Origin of the sequence: Rhodococcus sp. OK611 (assembly GCF_003050885.1) — a bacterium.
Classification (GTDB): domain Bacteria; phylum Actinomycetota; class Actinomycetes; order Mycobacteriales; family Mycobacteriaceae; genus Rhodococcus_G; species Rhodococcus_G oryzae.
The window spans coordinates 188633-212508 of the sequence record NZ_QAOZ01000005.1 but is presented as its reverse complement, the minus strand read 5'-3'; the positions used below and the strand labels follow the sequence as shown (position 1 = coordinate 212508).

Sequence of the window (23876 nt, the reverse complement as noted above, 5' to 3'; positions counted from 1 at the left end):
GTAGTCGTCACCGAGCGCTAGCGGGTCACCGCCTCCGCGCCGGACCACCAGTCGTCGAGGATGCGGGCGATCACGGCCAGTGCCTCGGGCGAGGCCATCCCCCAGTGCGTCGATTCCACCGGATGATTGTGGATCGCGCCGTCCACCACCGACCGCCAGGTCGAGGCCCCGAGCGACCCGCTCCTGTCTTCCTGCGCCGCGGTGAAGTACACGACATCTCCCGCGAACGACTTCGGACGATGCGCGGCCAGCAGCACGAGGGATTCCACCACTGATTCGACGGCCTGTGCCCGGTCGTGGAGGCGGATCCCCTCCGGGACCAGCCCGCCGAGCAGCTCGTCCGGTGTCGGCTCATCGAGGACCGACCGTGCAGGCGCGGCCTCGTGATCGGCGAAGCTGTCCATCATCGCCAGTAGCGCGACATCCTCGCCCTCTGACTGCAATTGGACCGCCATTGCCTGCGCGATCACGCCACCGAGCGACCACCCCAGCAGGTGATAGGGCCCCTCGGGTTGAATCGAACGGATCTCGCGCACGTACCTGTCGGCCCATTCACCGATCGAACCCGGCGCCCAGCCGGAGCTCCCGAGCGCGGGCGACTGCAGGCCGTAGATACCGCGGTCGGACTCGAGGTGCCGGGCCAGGCCGGCGAACGCCCACGAGAGCCCGCCGATCGGGTGCACGCAGAACAGGGGCGGCTCGGATCCACCGACGCGGATCGGGAGCAGCACCTCGAAGGACTCCTCACCGTCCGCGTCGGCCCTCGTGCCCGAGTCGATCCGGTCGGCGAGCCCCGCCGGGGTCGGCTCGGAGAACATCCATTGGAGGCGAACCTCGGATCCGAGTCGGGCCGTCAGCCGAGCCACCACGCCGGTGGCGATCAGCGAGTTGCCGCCGAGCTCGAAGAAGTTGTCGTCCACACCGACCTGGCCGACACCGAGCACCTCGGCCAGCACCTCTGCGATCGCGACCTCCGTCGCGGACACCGGTGCGCGATACTCGCGGGCGACCGGCACCGGCGCGGGCAGAGCCGAGCGGTGAAGCTTGCCGGACGCGTTCACCGGCAACGCCCCCAGCCTCACGAACACGCTCGGAATCATGTACTCCGGCAGGGCGCGGCCGAGGGAGGCGCGGGCGACGCCCGGATCGAACGACGGGTCGCCGACCACATACCCGACCAGTTGTGGATGCCCCAGGCTGTCCTGCCGGACCACGGCCACGGCCTGCTCGACCCCGTCGAGCCCGAGCAGGGCCGCCTCGATCTCGCCGAGCTCGATCCGCAGACCGCGCAACTTCACCTGGAAGTCGGTACGACCGATGTACTCCAGCTCACCCGCGGCGCTCCAGGTCACCAGGTCACCAGTCCGGTACATCCGTTCACCGGACGCCCCGAACGGGTTCGCCACGAACCGATCCGACGTCAGATCACTACGACCCACATACCCGCGGGCCAACTGCACACCCGCCAGATACAACTCACCCGGCACCCCCACCGGCACCGGCCGCAACCGCGAATCCAACACGAACACCTGCGTGTTCCACACCGGCGCACCGATCGGCACCGACACCTCATCCGCCGCAGTGACCTCATGGAAGGTCACATCCACCGCCGCCTCCGTCGGCCCATACAGATTGTGCAAACGCGACGACGGCAACACCTCACGCAACAACGCCGCCGTCTGCGCGGGCAACGCCTCACCCGAAGCGAACACCCGCCGCAACGACACCGCCCCCACCACCGACGGCTCCGCCACGAACACCGCCAACATCGACGGCACAAAATGCGCCGTCGACACCGACTCCTCCACGATCACCCGAGCCAGATACGCCGGATCCCGATGACCATCCGGCAGCGCGATCACCATCCGAGCACCAACCTGCAACGGCCAGAACAACTCCCACACCGACACATCGAAGGTCACCGGAGTCTTCTGCAACACCACATCATCAGCCGACAGCCCGTACTCGCCCTGCATCCACAACAGACGATTCACGATCGCCGCATGCGAAACCGCCACACCCTTGGGCCGACCCGTCGAACCCGACGTGAAAATCACATACGCCGTATTGGACGGCACCAACGGCGCCAACCGATCCGCATCCGACACCGGCGCATCGGAGAACGACGCCAGGTCGACCGCGTCGATCTCCACGACCTCGGCCGCCGCGGCCGTGAAAACGTCGCGAGAGGTGCTCAACACACAGACCGGGGACGAGGATCCGAGTACGTGCGCCACCCGCTCCCCCGGCTGGTCCGGATCCACCGGCACGTACGCGCCACCCGACTTGATCACCGCATACACACCGACCAACAGATCGATCGACCGACGCATCGCCAACGCCACCAGCGATTCCGGACCGACACCGATGGAAATCAATTGCCGCGCAAGGCGGTTCACCCGAGCATCGAACTCGACATAGGTCAGAGCCTGGCCCTCGAACACGAGCGCCACCGAATCCGGCGTCCGCGCCACCTGCCCGTCGAACAGATCGACCAATGTCTGCGGCGCCACCGGATGTGCGGTGGCGTTCCACGCGCCCAGGATCGCCACGCGACCCTCCTCGCCGATGAGGTCGATATCGCCGACCGGGCATTGCGGGTCGGCCGCCATCGCGTCGAGAATCCGGCCGAACCGGCGCGCGAAACCGTCCACCGTCGACCGGTCGAACAGGTCCGTCGCGTAGACCAAGGAAACCGACAGTCCGCCTGCACCTGCCTGTTCCACGACCGTCACCTGCAGGTCGAACTTCGCCACCTCGACCGCCGCGCCGACCCCCGATACGTGCAAGCCCGGCAGCTCCAGGTCCGGCTGCTCGAGGTTCTGGTAGGACAGCATCACCTGGAAGAGGGGGTGCCTCGACATGGACCGCTCCGGATTGAGCACCTCCACCACACGCTCGAACGGGACCTCTGTGTGCCCGAACGCACCCAGATCCGATTCACGCACGCGCGCCAGGAGTTCCGTCGACGATTCCGCCCCCTCGACCGACGTCCGCAGCACCAGGGTGTTGACGAACATGCCGACCAGATCGTCCAGTTCGGCTTCGCCGCGACCGGCCACCGGCGTGCCGACCGCGATATCGGAGGTACCGCTGAGCCTGCTCAACAACACCGCGAGGCCCGCGTGCACTGCCATGAACAACGAGGCATTGTGCTGTGCGGCCCAATCGGACAGTCCGGCCCGGGTGCGCTCGCTGATGGGGGTGTCCACCCGGGCACCCGCGTGTGTCCGGACCGCCGGACGCGAACGATCCGATGGCAGATCCAGCTGTGCGGGCAGCCCGGACAGCGCGCCGCGCCAGTACCCGAGCTGCCGCGCCACGAGCGACGAGGGATCGGACTCGTCACCGAGAACCTCACGCTGCCACAACGCGAAGTCGGCGTACTGCACGGCCAACGGCGACCACACCGGTACCTCGCCCCTGACCCGCGCGACATAGGCCGCCATGACGTCTCGCGTCAGCGGCCCCATCGAGAAGCCGTCGGCACTGATGTGATGCACCACGATCGCCAGCACGTGCTCGGTCGTGGTCACATGGAAGAGGGCCACCCGGATCGGGACCTCGGCCGCCACGTCGAAACCCGCCACCACGAGTTCGGCCACACGATCGGACAGGTCGCCCGTCGACACCTCGACCGGGACCAGATCCGGGACCACCCACGCCGCGGGCACGATCACCTGAGAAGGACCATCACTCGACTCCGGATACATCGTGCGCAACGACTCGTGTCGCTCGAGCACGTCGCGAATCGCCGAACGCAGCGCCGCGACATCGAGTGCACCCGACAGCCGCACGACGACCGGGATGTTGTTCACGGCCGACTCCGGATCGAACCGGTTCAGGAACCACATCCGCTGCTGCGCCAGCGACAGCGGAATGCGATCCGGTCGGGGCCTCGGCGCCAGCACCGCTCGCGCCGACCCGGAGTCCCGCTCGACCCGCACCGCGAGCGCCGCCACCGTCGGGGACTCGAACAACAGCCGAACCGGAACCGTCACGCCCAGCACGGAGCCGAGACGCGCCGCCACTCGCGTCGCGATCAACGAGTTCCCACCGAGGTCGAAAAAGTTGTCGTCCAACCCGACTCTCGGAAGACCGAGCACCTCCGAGATCGTCCCGGCGACGATCTCCTCGACCGGTGTCGACGGTGCGCGGAACGCCGTCGACACGAATTCCGGCGCAGGCAGAACGCCTCGGTCGAGCTTCCCGTTCACCGTCAACGGGATCTCGTCCAGCACCGTCACCACCGACGGCACCATGTGCGAGGGCAGGGTCCTCGCGGCGAACGCGGTCAGCTCCTCGGGGTCCGCCGACGCTCCGGCGGCCGCCACCACGTACGCGGCCAGCACCGTCGCCCCCGACGGGGCGGGACGGCCCATCGTCACCGCGAAATCCACCGACGGGTGCGCGGTCAGCGCCGCATCGACCTCGCCGAGTTCGATGCGGAAGCCGCGGATCTTCACCTGGAAGTCGCCGCGCCCCACGTACTCGAGTTCCAGATCCGACAGTCGGCCCTGTGCCGCTGGGGCGAGCCACCGCACCATGTCGCCCGTCCGGTACATTCGTGCACCGATCGACGAGAAAGGGTTCGCCACAAAGCGATCCGCGGTCAGACCCGATCGGTTGTGATATCCCCGCGCCATCGCCGGACCCGCGACGTACAGTTCGCCGACCACCCCCACCGGCACCGGGCGAAGCCGTCGGTCGAGCACCATCGCGGTCACCCCGCGGATCGGGCCGCCGATCGTCACCGCCTCGCCGGGCACGAGCGCCGCGCTGGCCGACACCATGACGGTCATCTCGGTCGGCCCATACGCGTTGTACAGGTCCCGGTCCGCACCCCAGCGGATCACCAGGTCCGAGCTCAGTGCCTCGCCGCCCATGACGACCACCCGCAGCGAATCGAGTCCGTCGGGCGCGAGCGCGGCCGCAGCGGACGGGGTGATGAAGGCATGGGTGACCCGCTGGCAATCGATGACGTCCGCCAGCTCACCGCCCCCGTACACGCCGGGGGGCACGATCACCAGGGCCGCTCCGGCCGCCGTCGCCATCAGGATCTCGAGGATCGATGCATCGAAACTGGGCGACGAGGAGTGCAGTACCCGAGATGAGGCCGTCACCGAGTACCGCTGCCGCTGCTCGAGGGCGAAGCTCGCGATGCCCTGATGCGTGACCACCACGCCCTTGGGAACCCCGGTCGAGCCGGAGGTGTAGATCATGTACGCCGGCTGGGCCGGGAGCATCGCAGCGAGCCTGTCCCGATCGGCGACCGCCGCCGTCGAGAGCGCAGCCCACTCCACCACAACGGCGTCGGCGTCGAGCGCCACCCAGTCCGCGTCCGGCAGGGCGTCCGTGTACCCGGCGACGGTGAGGCCGACCACCGCACCAGAGTCGGCGAGCATGTGTCCGAGGCGATCGACGGGGTAGGCGGGGTCCATGGGTACGACGGCTGCGCCGGTCTTCGCCACCGCCCACAGCGCCAGCATCGACTCGACCGATCGGGGCAGGGCGACCGCGACGAACGACTCCGGTCCGACACCGCGCGCGATCAGCAAGCGCGCCAGAGCGTTCGAGCGGGTGTCGAGCTCGCCGTAGTTCACGGTGCGGGAGCCGAACTCCAGTGCGGGCGCCGTCCGTTCGGTGACAGCCGCCGCCAGCAGCTCGGCAAGGGTGACCGGCGACTCCGCGGGGCGGCCGGCGACCGGGCACAGCGCCGCGCGCTCACGGGCGTCCATCACGTCGGCGTCCCCGATCGGCGCCGATGGATCCTGCGCCACCGCGTCGAGCAGCCGGACGAACCGTGCGGCCAGTGTGCGCACGGTCGACTCGTCGAACAGGTCCGTGGCATAGATGAAGGTGCCCGCGATTCCCGATCGGTCGGCCCGCTCCCCCAGTGCGAGCTGTAGATCGTATTTCGCGTACGCGAACCCGGGATCGACCTCGCTCACCGCCAAGCCGGGCAACTCCAGGACCGCGGGCTCGGCATTCTCCAACGCGAGCACGACCTGGAAGATCGGCGAGTGCGCGGTGGACCGTTCCGGTGCGAGGACCTCCACCAGTCGCTCGAAGGGCACCTCTGCGTGCGCCAGCGCACCGATATCCGATTCCCTTGTGCTGCGGAGCAACTCGGCGAAGGACACCGAGTGGTCCAGCACGGTCCGCAGGGCGAGCGTGTTGACGAACATGCCAACCAGGTCGTCGAGTACGTGCTCCCCGCGGCCGGCCGTCGGCGTCCCGATGACGACGTCGTCGGTGCCCGAGACCTTCGACAGCAACAACGCGAACGCCGCGTGCATGGTGGTGAACAGGGTCGCCTCGTGCTCGCGGGACAGCGCCGACAGCCGGCGGTGCAGGTCCGCTCCGATTTCGAACTCCACCCGTCCACCCTCGAGCGAGGCGGCGGCCGGGCGTGGGCGGTCGGTGGGCAGTGGCAACAGATCGGGAATGCCGGACAGTTCGTCGAGCCAGTACCGGACCTGGTGCGAGAGCAGGGATTCCGGGTCGTCTTCGCTGCCGAGCAATTCGCGCTGCCAGATCGAGTAGTCCGCGTACTGCACCGAGAGCGGCTCGGGCTCATATCGACCGCCGGCCACCGCGCTCGTGTAGGCGGCCACCACCTCACGCGCGAGCGGCGCCATCGAGACGCCGTCGGCCCCGATGTGGTGCAGCAGGAACAGCAGCACGTGCTCGCCCCCGCCGAGCTGGAACAGTCGCACCCGGACCGGCGGCTCCACCGTCACGTCGAATCCGGCCGCCGCAGCCGCGGCGAACCTGCCGCGCAGGTCCGCCTCGTCCGCGACCAGAATCCGACGGAGATCTGCATCGACCCCGGCGACCGGGATCACCACCTGCCGCGGTCCCTCGCCGTCGTCCGGGAACACCGTGCGCAGTGATTCGTGCCTATCCAACACGCTCTGGACCGAGGTTTGCAGCGCCTCATGGTCGAGTTCGCCGACCAGCCGGATCCCGAGCGGGAGGTTATATGCGGGCGATGAGATGTCGAACTGGTTGATGAACCACATCCTGGCCTGTGCCAGGGACAGGGGGACCCGATCCGGGCGTGGCCCGGCCACCAGTTCGGGCCGACGACGCGCGCCGTCGGCCCGAACCGACGCCAGGGCGGCGAGCCCCGCGACGGTCGGCGCGTCGAACACCTCTCGCAGACTCACGTCGCATCCGAGTGCCGCGTTGACCCGGGCCACCACCCGTGCGGCGGACAGCGAGTTGCCGCCGTGATCGAAGAAGGAATCCTGGGCCGCGACCCGTTCGACCCCGAGGATCTCACCAAAGATCCGCGCGACCACCACCTCGGCCGGGGTCGACGGCTCACCGTGCTCACCAGGTGCGGATTCGAAGTCCGGCCTCGGCAGCGATTTCCGATCGAGCTTGCCGTGCACCGTGATCGGAAACTCCGCGAGTGTCAGCACGGTGATCGGCACCATGTACTCGGGCAGCGAACGGCCAAGGAACGCACGCAGCTCATCGCCGTCGATGAGCGCCTCGGCGGCGGCGACCGCGTAGCCGACCAGCTGCTGGTTTCCGGGAACGTCCTCTCTGACCACCACGACCGCCTGCGCCACCGTCGGGTGTGCGAGCATCGCGGACTCGATCTCGCCGAGCTCGATCCGCAGGCCGCGCAACTTCACCTGAAAATCGTTGCGTCCCAAATATTCCAGCTCGCCGGATACATGGGATCGCACCAGGTCGCCGGTCCGGTACATCCGCTCACCCGCGGCCCCGAACGGGTTGGCCACGAACCGATCCGACGTCAGATCACTACGACCCACGTACCCGCGGGCCAGCTGCACACCCGCCAGATACAACTCGCCCGGCACCCCCACCGGCACCGGATGCAGGCGCGAATCCAACACCAGCACCTGCGTGTTCCACACGGGCACACCGATCGGCACCGACACCCGATCCGCGGCTGTGACCTCATGGAACGTCACATCCACCGCGGCCTCCGTCGGCCCGTACAGATTATGTAATCGCACCGACGGTAGAACCTCACGCAGCGACCCAGCCGTCTGCGCCGGAAGCGCCTCACCCGAGGCGAACACTCGTCGCAGCGAACTACAACCCGCCATACCCGGCTCCGACACGAACACCGCCAACATCGACGGCACAAAGTGGGCGGTCGACACCGACTCCTCCGCGATCACCCGAGCCAGATACGCCGGATCCCGATGACCATCCGGCACCGCGATCACCATCCGAGCACCGACCTGCAACGGCCAGAACAACTCCCACACCGACACATCGAACGTCACCGGGGTCTTCTGCAGCACCACGTCGTCGACGGTCAGCCCGTACTCGCCCTGCATCCACAACAGACGATTCACGATCGCGGCATGGCTCACGGCCACACCCTTGGGCCGGCCCGTCGAACCCGACGTGAAGATGACGTACGCCGCGTTCTCCGGCGCCAGCGGCGCCATCCGATCCGCATCCGTCACCGGCGCATCCGAAAACCCGCCGAGGTCCAACTGCTCGAGGACCACACCCGGTGATCCGGCGGGCAGAGCCGCGCCGTCGGCGCCGGTGGTGAGTACGACAACCGGCGCGGTGGTCTCGAGCACGTGCGCCGTGCGCTCGGCCGGGTGGTCCGGGTCGAGGGGGAGGTAGGCGCCGCCTGCCTTGACCACGGCGTACACGGCGACCAACAGGTCGATCGACCGACGCATCGCCAGCGCGACCACGGTGTCCGGACCGACCCCGTCGGCGATGAGATGGCGCGCCAGCCGGTTGGCGCGGGCGTCGAACTCTGCGTAGGTCAGCGCGTGCCCCTCGAACACCAGAGCGACCGACTCCGGCGTCCGCGCCGCCTGCTCGTCGAACAGATCCGCAAGGGTGCTCCGGGCAGGCGGGGCCTCAAGCGCCTTGGCGTCCCGCTCGATGGTGTCCAGGACCGCGCCCAGGCCACCCTCGGCCGCGACCACCATCGGTGCCAGTCCGGACAGGGTCACCGAGACGATGGCCTCAGCGTCCAATCCCCTGGCAGCGAGCGGTCCGGCCAGCATCTGGAGGCGCTCGTCGAGTTCCCGATAGGTCACCGACACATCGTCGACTTTCACGACGACCGCGTCGGGGCGAGTAGCCGCGACGGCGGCGACCGACCGGGGGAAATCCGACAACACCTACTCCGAAACTATTGAGCCCTCGCCATGCCCGAATCCCCCCTGCACCATTTGGCATGACCATCGCGTAGTGCGACACCGAGGGAAAAGACTACGTGACCGGCACACATCCCGCCCGGACTCGGTCACGGCCACGACCGCCCTCCCCGACCCACTCCTGTGGCGTCTCCTGAGAGCCCTGGCAGGCCGCACATAGGGCGACCGAAACCGTTTGCCGTGCCCCGGCTCTCGCGATCCAGCGGAGGTCTCGTTTCGTAACAAAAACCGACCAGACGGTTTATCTTGCTTCGGCGGATTGTCGTTCACAGCAAAGGAGCCCGCAGGACACGCACCACCCGGTTACTCACAGGCTTGCTCGCCACCTCGGCCCTACTGCTCGGCCTGGGCGTCGCGTCCGCCCTTGCTGACCGAGTTCCGGGCCCGGCCGTACCACCCGCAAAGGTTGTCGGACCGGGCACCACGATCACGTTCGACGACTACACGGAGTACGGCTACTGGTGCACACGGGGCGCCGGCACCGATTCCGCCGGTCGCAAGGTAGGCATCACCGCAGGCCACTGCAACCCGCAGGTAGATCCCGACAACCCAACCAACGACCCCGATCACACCGACGCCGACGCCGACGCCGACGCCGACGGCAACAAGATCCACACCGCGATCGTGGGTCCCGCGCGGGGCACGCACACCTGATCGATTCCGAAACGAGAAACCGGCCCGAGAGCTGAGCTCTCGGGCCGATTCGTCGTTCGGTGACGCCTACTTGTCGGCGTCCCCCGCCATCGCATCGATCAGGCTCTTCGGCCGCATGTCGGTCCAGTTCGCCTCGACGTAGTCGACGCACTCCTGGCGCGAGGAGGGGCCGTGCACCTCGTTCCAGCCCGCCGGGACCTTCGCGAACATCGGCCACAGCGAGTGCTGACCCTCGTCGTTCACCAGCACGAGGAACTGGCCGTCCTCGTCATCGAAGGGGTTGCTCATAGATCTACCTTTCTTTCGTCATGTCCTGAATTCACTTGCGCTCCTCGGTGTTCCACGCCTCGTGCAGCACCTCCCCGATCAGGGAGAGAGAGCTCGGGCCTGCCATGCCCCAATGGGTGGCCGGGGCGCCGTGCGTGATGATGCGGCCGTCCACCCCGTCCCGCCAGGTGGCTGCACCGACGGCGCCGCTGGGATCGTCCTCGAGCGCCGCGAAGTAGTGCAGGTCGCCCTTGAACCTGGGCGGCACATAGCCCTCGATCAGCGTGACGGACTCATCGATCGCCCGCACGGCGGCCGCAACGCGTTCGGCCCCGATGGCGTTGAACGGCGCGGGCAGATTCTCGATGATCCCGGCCAGCATCTCCTCGGACAACTCCTCCAGCAGCGGGTTCTCGCCTGCCTCCAGGCCACCGTCCGCCGTCAGGGCCGGGACCAACCCGCCCAGCAGGTCACCGACGGTCAGATCCCGGTCCACCAGGGTCCCGTCCGCCGGCTGCTGCGCGAAACTGTCCATCATCGCCAACAGTTCGACCTCCTCGCCCACCTCCTGCAGCTGCGCGGCCATGGCGTGCGCGATCATGCCGCCGAGAGACCAGCCGACCAGGTTGTAGGGCCCCTCCGGCTGCACGGTCCGAATCGTCTCGACGTACAACCGCGCCCACGCCTCGATCGACTCCGGCAGGTCCGCGGTCCCGGAGAGCACCGGCGACTGCAGGCCGTACACGCCGCGCTCGCGATCGACGTGCTGTGCCAGTCCGGCGAACGCCCACGAGATTCCGATGACCGGATGCACGCAGAACACCGGCGGCTTGGACCCTCCCGCCCGCAGGGGGATGAGGACATCGAAGGCCGCGTCCTCGGCCAGGTTCTCGAACCCGAGACCGGCCGAGTCGATCCTCGCGGCCAAGGACTCCACCGTCGAATCCGTGAACAGCCACAGCACCGGAACCCGAAGGTCCAGTTCGGCGCCGATCCGAGCCGTCACCTGCGTCGCCAGCAACGAGTTGCCGCCGAGCTCGAAGAAGTCGTCGTCCGCGCCCGCCCGCTCGACCTCGAGCACCTCGGCGAACGCGTCGGCAACGACCTCCTCTGTCCTGGTCGTCGGGGCCCGGAACTCCCGGACCGCGAAGACCGGTTCCGGAAGGGCCTTCCGGTCCAGCTTGCCCACGGGGGTGATCGGGATCTCGTCGAGAACCATGATCGCCGCAGGCACCATGTACGCGGTCAGCGACTGCGCCGCGAACTGGGTCAGCTGCGCGGGATCCACGGTGCGGCCCGCAGCCGGGAGCACATACGAGACGAGCGACGTCGAGCCCGAGGCGGTGGTGTGCCCGATCGTGGCCGCGAACTCCACGTCCTGGTGCGACGACAGCGTGGCGTCGATCTCGCCGAGTTCGATTCGCAGTCCGCGCACCTTGACCTGGAAGTCGGAGCGCCCGAGGTGCTCGACCTGACCGTCTTCGGTCCACCGCACGACGTCACCGGTCCGGTACATCCGCTCGCCGGACGCCCCGTACGGGTTGGCCACGAACCGGTCCGCGGTCAACGCCTGCCGGCCACGGTAACCCCGCGCGAGCCCGACACCGGCAAGGTACAGCTCACCGACCACGCCGACGGGGACCGGCTGCATCCGGTTGTCGAGAACCATCAGGCGCGTGCCCGCGGTGGGCCCGCCGATCGTGATGGGGCCACCCGGCACGAGGGCGCCGGTGCACGTGGCGACGATCGTCGCCTCGGTGGGACCGTAGGCGTTCACGAACCGGCGGCCGACAGCCCACTTCTCCATCAGATCCGGCGGACAGGTGTCCGCCGCCACGATGAGGACCCGCAGCTCGTCCAGCCCCGTCCGATCGACGGAGCCGAGCGCGGCGGGTGTGATCAACGCGTGGGTCACCCTCTCGTGGCGCAGCAGATCGGTCAACTCGGATCCGCCCCACGCGGTCGGCGGCGCGATGACCAGCGTCGCACCCACTCCGACCGCCATGAGCATCTCATAGACGGAGACGTCGAAGCTGGGAGACGCGAGGTGCAGGATCCGCGAGTCCCTGTTTGTCAGGTAGTCGCGCTGCAGGTGGTCACGCACGTTGGCCAGGCCCGCGTGCGTCACGACGACACCCTTGGGCAGACCCGTCGAACCCGAGGTGTAGAGCACGTAGGCCGGGTGCTCGAGTCGCAGTGTCGCGAGCCGGTCCTCTTCCGTGACCGGCGCCGCGGACAGCTCCCGCACACGAGCATCGACCGCGGCATCGTCGAGCGCAGTCCACGGCACCAGCGGCGACAACTGGTCGCTGAACCGCTGCATCGTGACGCCAAGGACCGCACCCGAATCGGCCAGCATGTGTGCCACCCGGTCCGTCGGATAGTTCGGGTCCACCGGCACGAAGGCGGCGCCGGTCTTTGCCACCGCCCACACCGCGAGCACCGAATCAGCCGACCTCGGAATCGCTACTGCCACAGTGGTCTCCGGGCCGGCACCCTGCTCGATCAGCATTCGAGCCAACCGTGAGGAATGCTCGTCCGCCTCCTGGTAGGTCCACCGCTCGCCCTCGAAGGACAGCGCGGTCGCGTCGGGGTCGATCCGCACACCCGCGACGAGGATGTCGGGGAGCAGACGCGGCGCACCGTCGCGCTCGGCGGCAGGCGTCGTCGCGATCGGATCGAGGCGGCTCAGCAGATCCGCCCGTTCCTCGGGTGCCAGGATCTCGATCTCACCGACCGGAACGGAGGGGTCGAGCCGGATCGCCGACAGGATCCGCAGCAGACGCTCCGCGAATCGCGACACCGTGGCCGCGTCGAAGAGGTCGGTTGCGTAGAGGAACTCCGCCGACAGTCCGCCGGCCGCACCGTCCTCGTCGAACAATTCGGCGACGGTGAGCTGCAGGTCGAACTTTGCGACCTGGTCGTCGATCTCCAGTTCGCTCAGCGTCAACCCCGGCAGCTCGAAGCTCGCCGAATCCGCGCTCTGGAAGCCCAATGCGACCTGGAACAGCGGATGCCGCGACGTGGAGCGGGCCGGCTCCAGCACCTCGACGAGCCGCTCGAACGGCAAGTCCGCGTTGGCGAACGCCGACAGATCGGTGTCCCGGGCGCCTTCCAGCAGTTCGCCGAAGCTCGCGCCCGCGGCCACGGTCGTCCGCAACACGAGGGTGTTGACGAACATGCCGACGAGATCGTCCAGCTCCCGCTCGCCCCGGCCGCCGATGGGCGTACCGATCGAGATGTCGTCGGTCCCGGACAGCCGCGCCAGCAGCACCGCGAGCGCCGAGTGCAACACCATGAACAGGGTCGAATTGTGCTGGTGCGCGATATCGGTCAACGCACGGTGGAGGTCGGCGTCGATCGTGAATGCCTTCGTGGCACCGCGGTTCGACGACTGTACCGGCCGCGGCCGGTCCGTGGGCAGGTCCAACTGATCCGGCAGCCCGGACAGCTGCCGAGTCCAGTAGGCCAGCTGGCTCGAGATCAACGACTGCGGGTCGTCCTCGTTGCCGAGCACCTCCCGCTGCCACATCGTGTAGTCCGCGTACTGCACCGCCAGCGGCGTCCAGCCGGGCGTCGTGCCTGCGGACCGTGCCGCATACGCCACCATCACGTCGCGAGCCAGCGGACCCATCGAGAGAGCATCGCCTGCGATGTGGTGAACCACCAGCACCAGCACGTACTCGGGCATTTCGGTTGCGGTGTGCTCGACCCGCAACAGGGCTGCGCGCACCGGAACCTCGGCCGTCACGTCGAAGCCCGTCGCCACGGTCCTGATCACCCGATCGATGAGGTTCGACTCCGGTACCGTCGCGACGACCAACTCGGGAACAGCCTGCTCCGCGGGAAGAATCACCTGGTGGCCGATCCCGTCCACTGCCGGGTAGACCGTTCGCAGCACCTCGTGCCGCGCGACCACATCGGCGATCGCCGCGCGCAGCGCCGGGACGTCCAGCTCACCGGACAGCCGCACGGCAGCCGGAATGTTGTACGCCGCCGACGTCGTGTCGAACTGGTTGACGAACCACATCCGCGACTGCGCGGTCGAGAGCGGAATCCGCTCAGGCCGCTCCCCCGCCGTCAACGCGATCCGGCCGCCGCTCCTCGCGGAGACGTCCAGCCGCGCGGCGAGCAGCTCGACGGTGGTTGCCTCGAAGAGCTCACGCACCGCAACGCGCGTGTCGAGCGCACCGCCCAGGCGTGCGGCGACCTGCATCGCGACCAGCGAGTTGCCGCCCAACTCGAAGAAGTCATCGTCCAGGCCGACCTGTTCGAGCCCGAGCACCTCCGCGAAGGTCGCGGCCACCAGTCGCGCGGACGCGGTCTCCGGTGCCCGGTACGCCCTGGCCTCGAACAGCGGCGCAGGCAGCGCCTTGCGGTCCAGCTTGCCCGACGAGTTCAGCGGGAACTCGTCCAGCACCACGACGGCCGCCGGAACCATGTAGGTGGGCAGCGAGGTCGACGCGAAGCCGACGAGGTCGGCGGGCACCACGTGGGAGCCCTGCGCGGGCACCACATAGGCCACCAACTGATCGCCGGTGGCGGTCGAGACCACCAGCACGGCCGCCTGCAGCACCGACTCGTGCGACAGCAAGGCCGTCTCGATCTCGCCCAGCTCGATGCGCTGGCCGCGGAACTTGACCTGGAAGTCGGTGCGACCGATGTAGCCGAGTTCGCCCTCCGGTCCCCAGAACACCAGGTCGCCGGTGCGATACATCCGCTCGCCACGCTCGCTGAACGGATTCGCCACGAAACGATCCGAGGTCAGGTCGACCCGTCCGTAGTAACCGCGCGCCAGCTGGTCACCCGCCAGGTACAGCTCGCCCGGCACCCCGACGGGGACCGGCCGCAGCCGCGAGTCGAGCACGAACACCTGCGAGTTCCATTGCGGCCGTCCGATCGACACCGCGGCCGCGTGGCCGTCTCCGGTCACCTCGCGGTAGGTGATCGACACGGCGGCCTCGGTCGGCCCGTACAGGTTGTGCAGCCGGGCCGGGCTGATCTCCGCGAACGCGCGCACCGTCTCGGCAGGCAACGCCTCACCGATCACGAACACGTGCCGCAGGGAGGCGAGCGCCGCACCGGATGCGTACTCCGCGAACACGGTCAGCATCGACGGCACGAAGTCCGTGACCGTGACCGAGTGCTCGGCGATCTTCTCGGCGACGTACATGGGGTCGCGGTGACCATCGGGCGTCGCCACCACGAGGGTGGAGCCGACGCGCAACGGCATGAACCAGCCCCACAACGACACGTCGAACGTGGTCGCGGTCTTCTGCAGGTAGACATCGGAGCCGTCGAGCAGGTACTCGCCCTGCATCCATTCCATCTGGTTCACGATCGCGCCGTGGCTGACCGCGACACCCTTCGGCTTGCCGGTCGACCCGGACGTGAAGATCACGTACGCCGGGTGCGAGGGCAGCAGGACCGACGAGCGATCCGCGTCGGTCACCGGCTCGGCCGAATACCCCGACACGTCCACCTCGTCGATCCGCAGGACCGACCTGTCCCCCGGAACCTGGAAATCATCCCGCGCGGTGGTCAGGACGCAGGCCGGACCGGCGGTCTCGAGGATGTGACCGATCCGCTCCACCGGATGGTCCGGATCGACCGGCACGTAGGCACCGCCCGCCTCGAGCACCGCATAGATGCCAACCACGAGATCGAGCGAACGACGGATGGACAAGGCCACCAACGACTCCGGCCGAACGCCCTCGGCGATCAACAGCCGCGCCAACCGGGCGACCCTTGCTCCGAATTCTGCGTAGGTCAGTGACTCGCCCTCGTACACCACGGCGGTGGCGTCGGGGGTGGCGGCGGCCTGACGACGGAACCCGTCCAGCAAGCGCTGCCCGGTGGGCAGCTCGTACGCCGAATCGTTCCAACCCTCGAGCATCACCGCGCGCTCGGCGGGTTCGAGCAACTCCACATCGCCGACCCGTGCCGACGGGTCCGAGGCGATCGCCTCGAGCATCCGGGTGAACCGTTCGCCGAACCGGCGGATGGTCGACTCGTCGAACAGGTCGGTGGCGTAGGCCAGGTGCACCCGGATCCCGCCGGGCATCCCGTCGGGGCCGTGGTTCTCCGACACCGTGACCTGCAGGTCGAACTTGGCGATCTCCTCGTCGAACTCGACGCTGGAGACCGTGAGCCCGTCCAGCTCGAGGCTCTGCTTGGCGAGATTCTGGAAGAACAGAGCCACCTGGAACAGCGGATGCCGCGCCTGCGACCGCGTCGGGTTGAGCACCTCGACCAGCCGCTCGAAGGGCACCTCCGAGTGTCCGAACGCACCCAGATCCGTCGTCCGGACACCTGCGAGCAGCTCCGTGAACGACTGCGCCGGATCGACTTCCGCCCGCAGCACCAGCGTGTTCACGAACATGCCGACGAGATCGTCCAGCGCGGCGTCGCCGCGCCCGGCGATCGGCGCACCGATCGCGATATCGGTGGTCCCCGACAGCCGCGCCAACAGCGCCGCCAGCGCGGCGTGCACCACCATGAACACGGTGGCGCCCTGATCGCGGGCAACGGCACCGAGCGCGGCATGCAGATCCGCGTCGAGGTCGAAGCCGATCGCCGCACCGCGGTTCGAGGCGATGGCCGGCCGCGGCCGATCGGACGGGAGATCCAGCTGGGCGGGCAACCCGGCCAGTGCCTGCGTCCAGTATCCGAGCTGACGCGAGATCAGCGACTCCGGATCGTCCTCCGAGCCGAGCACCTCCCGCTGCCACAGGCTGTAGTCCGCGTACTGGACCGACAGCGGCTCCCACGACGGCGCTACGCCCATGGTCCGGGCGGCGTAGGCCAGCATCAGATCGCGCACCAGAGGGCCCATCGAGAACCCGTCGGCGGCGATGTGGTGCACCACGAAGACGAGGATGTGCTGGTCGGCTGCGGAGGCGTCGTCCACGACGCGCAGCAACGCGACCCGCAGCGGGACATCGACGGTGACGTCGAATCCGGTGGTCACGATGGACGCCGCGCGTTCGAGCAGTTCGCCCGCCCTGACCGGAACCGGGGTCAGGTCAGCGGTGATCTCGTCGACCGGCCGGATCACCTGATGTCCGGTGCCCCCGTGCTCCGGGTACACCGTGCGCAGGATCTCGTGCCTGGCCACCACGTCGGCGAACGCCGCCCGCAGCGCCGCCACGTCGAGATCGCCCGCCAGCCGGACCGCGGCCGGGATGTTGTTGACCGCGCTGGCATGGTCGAACCGGTTGAGGAACCACATCCGTTGCTGCGCAAGCGACAGCGGGATCTGCTCCGGACGCTCCTGCGGGGTGAGCGCAATCCGTCCGCTGCCCGCCTGCGTCCCGACGAGTACTGCGAGAGCCTCGACGGTCGATGCCTCGAACAGCGCGCGCACCGGCACCGTGGTGTCGAGCGCCGCACCGAGCCGCGCCGCGGCCTGGGTGGCGATCAGTGAGTTGCCACCGAGTTCGAAGAAGTCGTCCTCGGCGCCGACCCGCTCGGCACCGAGGAGATCCGCGAAGGTCGCCGCGACGATCTCCTCGATCGGTGTCGCCGGGGCACGGTAGACCCGCGCCTCGAAGGCCGGCGCGGGCAGGGCCTTGCGGTCCAGCTTGCCCGACGCGTTGAGCGGGAACTCCTCGAGCACCACGAACGCCGACGGCACCATGTACGCGGGCAGCGTCGCGGCCAGCGCGGTCTTCACCGCACCGGTCTCGACCACCGCGTCCGGTGCTGGCACGACGTAGCCGACCAGCCGCTCACCCGCGATCGGATCCCGGAGCAGGACGACCACCGACTGGGCTACCTCGGGCAGGTTGGTCAGCGCGGCCTCGATCTCGCCGAGCTCGATGCGCAGACCGCGCAGCTTCACCTGGAAGTCGGTTCGCCCGATGTACTCGACCTCCCCGGCGCCGTTCCACTTCACCAGGTCACCGGTGCGGTACATCCGGGAGCCCGGGACGAACGGGCTCGCCACGAAACGATCCGCGGTCAGGTCGGGCCGCTCGACGTAGCCGCGGGCCAGCTGCTCGCCGGCCAGGTACAGCTCACCCGGCACCCCGATCGGCGTCGGCCGCAGTCGACCGTCGAGCACGAACACCTGGGTGTTCCACACCGGCGCACCGATCGGCACGCTCGTCCGGTCCGCCTCGGTGACCTCGTGGAAGGTGACGTCGACGGCGGCTTCCGTGGGCCCGTACAGGTTGTGCAACCCGGCCTGCGGCAGGGCCGCGCGCAGCCGGTCCGCGGTCTCGGCGGGCAGCGCCTCACCCGAGGCGAACACCCGCACGAGCGAACGTGCCTGTACTGCACTCGGTTCGGCGGCAAAGACCGCCAGCATCGACGGAACGAAGTGCATCGTGGTCACCGACTCGGCCACGATCGTCCGCGCCAGGTACGCGGGGTCGCGGTGACCGTCCGGCACGGCGATCACCAGGCGAGCGCCCACCTGCAGCGGCCAGAACAGCTCCCACACCGACACGTCGAAGGTCACCGGGGTCTTCTGCAGGACGACGTCGTCGCCGCCGAGCCCGTACTGACCCTGCATCCAGACCAACCGGTTGACGATCGCGCCGTGTGAGACCGCGACACCCTTCGGACGGCCGGTGGATCCGGACGTGAAGATCACGTAGGCCGAGTGGTCCGGCCGCAACGACGCAACCCGCTCCGCGTCCGTGATCGATCCGCCGTCCACATCACCGAGTTCCAGCTCATCGATGCACAGGATCGGCCGCGCACCCGCGCGGTCGAAGCCGTCCCGTGACGTGGAAAGCACGCACACCGGCTTCGCCGTGTCGAGGATGTGGCCGATCCGCTCGGCCGGCTGATCCGGATCCAGTGGCACATAGGCCGCGCCCGCCCGGACCACCGCGTAGATCGCGATCATCATCTCGAGGGAGCGGCGAATCCCGATCGCCACCATCGACTCCGGGCCCACGCCCATCCGGATGAGGTGGCGCGCCAACCGGTTCACCCGGTCGTCGAACTCCGCGTAGGTCAGCGAGGCGGACTCGAAGGTGAGCGCGATCGCATCCGGCGTGCGGGCGACCTGCTCGTCGAACAGGTCGACCAGCGTCTGCGGTGCGACCAGCTCGTCGGTGGCGTTCCAGTCGAAGAGCACCCGCTCGAGCTCGTCCTCGCCGAGCAGCTCGATGTCACCGACCAGTGTCCCCGGCGCCACGACGACGGCGCGCAGGATCCGCACGAGCCGCTCCGCGAAGGTGGACACGGTCGCCGCGTCGAACAGGTCGGTGGCGTACCGCAACGCGCCACCCATCGCGTTCGTCTCGTCGATCCCCTCGGCGATCACCAGGGTCAGATCGAACTGCGTCACCTCGACCTCGTGTGCCACCGGGCTGATCGTCAGATCAGGCAGCTCGAAGCTGGTGTCGGTACGGGACTCGAACGTCATCGACGCCTGGAACAGCGGCGAATGGGACTGTGAGCGAGCCGGGTTGAGCACATCGACGAGGCGCTCGAAGGGCACCTCGGCGTGTTCGAACGCCGCCAGGTCGGCCATGCGGACCTGGCCGAGCAACTCAGCGAAGGCCACGTCGGACGCAACGTCGGTGCGCAGCACCAGGGTGTTGACGAACATGCCGATCAACTCGTCCAGCGCGGCGTCGCTGCGCCCCGCGATCGGCGTGCCTATCGCGATGTCTGCGCTGCCGGTCAACCGGGCCAACAGCACCGCGTACGCGGCGTGCACGACCATGAATGTGGTGACGCCGTGTGCACGGGCCAACGCCTCGATGCCCGAGGCGAGCTCGGCGTCGATGTCGAACTCGAGCCGCGCTCCGCGGCCCGACGACACGGCCGGACGGGGCCGGTCGGTAGGCAGCTCGAGCACGTCCGGCAGGCCGGCAAGGGCATTCTTCCAGAACGCGATCTGCCGCGCGGCCAGTGACTGTGCGTCGTCCTCCGAACCGAGCACTTCGTGCTGCCACAGCGTGAAGTCGGCATACTGCACCGGCAGCGGCGCCCACACCGGGGGCTGTCCGGCGGTGCGAGACGCATAGGCCAGCATCAGGTCTCGAGCCATCGGCCCGGTCGAGACGCCGTCCGCGCTGATGTGATGGACGGCCATCAACAGCACGTACTCGTCGGATCCGACATCGAGCAGCGCACCCCGCACGGGGACCGCGGCGGTCACGTCGAAACCGGCGCCCAGGATCTCGATCACCCGGGCAGACACGTCCTGCGGGTCGACCCGCACCGGCGCCAGGTCGAGCTCGACCTGGTCCGCGGGCACGACCACCTGTACCGGTCCCTCACCGTCGTGCGGGAACACGGTCCGCAGCGACTCGTGCCGTTCGAGTACGTCACGAACCGCGAGGTCGAGCGCCTCGACGTCGAGGCTGCCCTGCAAGCGGATCGCCAGCGGGATGGTGTACGCGGACGAGGACGGATCGAACTGATTGAGGAACCACATCCTGTTCTGCGCCAACGACAACGGGATACGGTCCGGCCGCGGCCGGGCGACGAGGGCCGGCGCCGAGGACGACGCCGCGGCCGCCTCGGCCCGCTCGGCCAGTCCGGCCACCGTCGAGGCCTCGAACACCGCACGCACACCGAGCCCGCAGCCGAGCGCGGCATCGACCCGCGACACGAGTCGCATCGCCAGGAGCGAGTTGCCACCGAGAGCGAAGAAGTCGTCATCGGCGCCGACACGCTCGACTCCGAGCAGTTCCGCGAACACCGCCGCCACCGCGACCTCGGCGGCGGTGCCGGGCTCGCGGAACTCGACGGTCGCCGTCGTGAAGTCCGGCTCCGGCAGCGCCTTGCGGTCGACCTTGCCCGCACTGCTGAGCGGGAACTCGTCGAGCACCAGGATCTGCGACGGCACCATGTACGCGGGCAGTTCTGCCGCCACTGCGGCGCGCAGTTCGGACGCCGTAGCCGACGCCCCCGGTCGCGCGCTCACGTAGCCGACCAGGTGCTCACCGGCGTGCCGGCTGCGGACCACGGTCACGACGGCCTGCGCCACCGCCTCGGACCGCATCAACGCCGACTCGATTTCACCGAGCTCGATCCGCAGTCCGCGCAGCTTGACCTGGAAGTCGGTCCGGCCCAGGAACTCCAGCTGACCATCCGCGTTCCACCGCACCAGGTCGCCGGTGCGGTACATCCGCTCGCCCGGGTCACCGAACGGGTCCGCCACGAACCGCTCCGCGGTGAGATCCGCGCGGCCGAGATAGCCGCGAGCAAGCTGGACTCCCGACAGGTACAGCTCACCAGCGGAACCCACCGCAACCGGGTGCAGGCGGGTGTCCAACACCACCGCACGGGCGTTCCAGCTCGGTCCGCCGATCGGCACCGTCACCCGGTCACCGGCCAGACGTTCCACGTCCGGCTCGAAGATGATGCCGACCGTGGTCTCGGTGGGGCCGTAGGTGTTGTCGATGCTGGTCCCGGTCGCAGCGGCGAAGTCCCGCAACAACGCGGGCGAGAGTTCCTCGCCACCGGCGATCACGTACCGCAGCGACTCCAGCGACGAGGCCGCCCCGGCCGACAGGAACATGCTGAGCATCGACGGGACGAACTCGGCGATCGTGATCGACTGCTCGCCGATCAGGCGCGCCAGGTATTCGGGGTCGCGGTGCCCGTCGGGCGTGGCGAGCACGACGCGGCCACCGACCTGCAGGGCGGCGAAGCACTCCCACAACGACACGTCGAACGTGGCGGGGGCCTTCTGCACCACGCGATCCGCCGCGGTCATCGAGTACCGGTCGATGAGCCACGCCAGGTAGTTCGCGATCGACTCGTGACTGACCGCGACGCCCTTGGGCCTGCCGGTCGAGCCCGAGGTGTAGATCACGTAGGCGGTGTTCTGCGGCCGCAACGGCGAACGCCGTTCGGAGTCGGCGACCGGCGCGCCGTCGTAGTCGCTCAGATCCGCCTCGTCGATCACGATCACCGCCTGGTCCGCCGCCAGGCAGCCCCGGTCCCTGCTGGTGGTCAGCACGCACACCGGTGCCGCGGACTCGAGCACGTACTCGGTGCGCTCGGCCGGGTGGTCGGGGTCGATCGCGACGTACGCGCCACCCGCCTTGACGATCGCGTACATGCCGACCATCAGCTCCACCGAGCGGCGCACCGCGAGGCCGACCAGCGCTTCGGGGCCGACTCCTTCGGCGATCAGCCTGCGCGCCAATCGGTTCGCCCGCTCATCGAACTCGCGGTAGCTCAGCTCTTCGCCCTCGAACACCAAGGCCACCGAGTCGGGGGTGCGCGCCGCCTGGCCGTCGAACGGGTCGATCAACGTCATGGGCCCGAGATCGACCGCGGTCTGGTTCCACTCCCGCAGCACCCGCTCGCGCTCGTCGGCCCCGAGCATGTCGACGTCCCCGACCACGGACTCCGGATCCGCGACGGCGGCCCGGAGCACACGCACGAACCGGTCGGCGAAACCGGCCACCGTGGACTCGTCGAACAGGTCCGTGGCGTAGGTGAAGTCGGCAGCCATGCCTGCGGGCTCTCCGTCGGTCGAGATGGCCTCGCCGATCGTCAGATCCAGGTCGAACTGGGTCACCCGCACACCCGGATCGAGGGCGCCGATAGTCAGTCCGGGCAATTCCAGCTCGGTCTGTTGCTGGTTCTGCAACGTCAGCGACACCTGGAACAGCGGCGAGTACGACTGGGACCTCGTCGGGGCGAGAGACTCCACGAGCCGTTCGAACGGCACGTCGGCGTTCCCGAATGCGCCGAGATCACCGACGCGAACCCGCCCGAGGACCTCCGCGAAGGTGTCGGAGGGCTCGACCCGAGTGCGCAGCACCAGGGTGTTGACGAACATGCCGACCAGGTCGTCGAGGGCCGCATCGCCGCGGCCCGCGATCGGGGCGCCGACAGCGATGTCGGTGCTGCCGGACAGTCGGGCGAACAGCACCGCCAGGGCGGCGTGCAGCACCATGAAGGGTGTCGCGCTGTGTTCGCGGGCGATCCGCTCGACACCGGTCCGCAGGCCGTGATCGATCTCGAAGGGCAGCCGCGCCCCTCGGTTGCTGGCGATTGCAGGACGCGGCCGGTCCGTCGGAAGCTCCAGGAGCTCCGGCACGCCTGCGAGAGCGCTCCGCCAGTAGTCCAACTGGACGCTGATCAGGGAGTCCGGATCGTCCTCGGCTCCGAGCAGCCGACGCTGCCACAGCGCGAAGTCTGCGTACTGCACGGCCAGCGGCGACCACGCAGGCGCCTGCCCGGCGCTGCGGGCGACGTAGGCAGCCATCACGTCACGCGTCAGCGGTGCGACGGACCAGCCGTCGCCGCTGATGTGGTGCACGGTGAGCACCAGGACGTGGTCCCGGTCGCCGACCTCGAACAGCGCCGCGCGCAGCGGTACCTCGGCGGTGACGTCGAAGGGCGCGGACAACACTGCCACGATGCGCTCGAAGATCTCCGCCTCGGCGACGGCGACCGGACGCAGATCCGGGACCGCCTGTGCCGCAGGCACAATGAGTTGCTGGGCCTCGCCGTCGACCTCGGGGTAGACGGTGCGCAGCGACTCGTGGCGTTCGAGCACGTCCACCACCGCGGCCTGCAGCGCATCGGTGTCGAGGTCGCCGGCGAGCCTGATCGCCACCGGGATGTTGTAGGCCGCCGAGTCGGGCTCGAAGCGGTTGATGAACCACATCCGCTGCTGAGCCAGCGACAGTGGCAGTCGCTCCGGGCGCTCCTGGGCGACCAGCGCCGCCCGGGCACCACGACCACTGATCTGCTCCACGGCCCTCGCCAGGCCGGCAACCGTCGAGGCGTCGAACAGCGTAACGACCGGCACCGAGGTGTCGAACGCCACGCCAAGCCGCGCGGTGA

The 23876-nt window shown here is 68.9% G+C and carries 4 protein-coding genes (1 of these 4 cut by a window edge); 1 reads left to right on the top strand and 3 read right to left on the bottom strand.

What is annotated here, in order from left to right; translation table 11 throughout:
- Window positions 1–17: 17 nt before the first annotated feature.
- Window positions 18–9056, bottom strand: coding sequence for a non-ribosomal peptide synthetase (locus C8K38_RS08245; RefSeq protein WP_179800491.1), 9039 nt, complete (start codon window positions 9054–9056; stop codon window positions 18–20).
- Window positions 9057–9491: 435 nt separating this feature from the next.
- Here C8K38_RS08245 and C8K38_RS08240 point away from each other — a divergent pair, with 435 nt between their 5' ends.
- A complete protein-coding gene (locus tag C8K38_RS08240) occupies window positions 9492–9830 on the top strand; it encodes a hypothetical protein (protein WP_097211049.1) in 339 nt (112 codons plus the stop codon).
- A gap of 66 nt (window positions 9831–9896) precedes the next feature.
- Here C8K38_RS08240 and C8K38_RS08235 read toward each other — a convergent pair whose 3' ends face one another.
- Together C8K38_RS08235 and C8K38_RS08230 are read right to left on the bottom strand one after the other, a co-directional pair.
- Window positions 9897–10118 carry an MbtH family protein gene (locus tag C8K38_RS08235; protein WP_097211048.1) on the bottom strand — a complete coding sequence of 74 codons (222 nt, stop codon included), beginning with the start codon at window positions 10116–10118 and terminating at the stop codon, window positions 9897–9899.
- A 31-nt stretch (window positions 10119–10149) separates the two neighbouring features.
- Window positions 10150–23876, bottom strand: the final stretch of a protein-coding gene (locus C8K38_RS08230; RefSeq protein WP_097211047.1) for a non-ribosomal peptide synthetase. 18961 nt of this gene lie beyond the right edge of the window; only the last 13727 of its 32688 coding nucleotides appear in the window; its start codon lies off the right edge, out of view; its stop codon occupies window positions 10150–10152.

What these genes read in the sequence shown, in the direction of transcription:
- C8K38_RS08235 (WP_097211048.1), bottom strand. Translation starts at nt 10,118, where the DNA reads ATGAGCAACCCCTTCGATGACGAGGACGGCCAGTTCCTCGTGCTGGTG.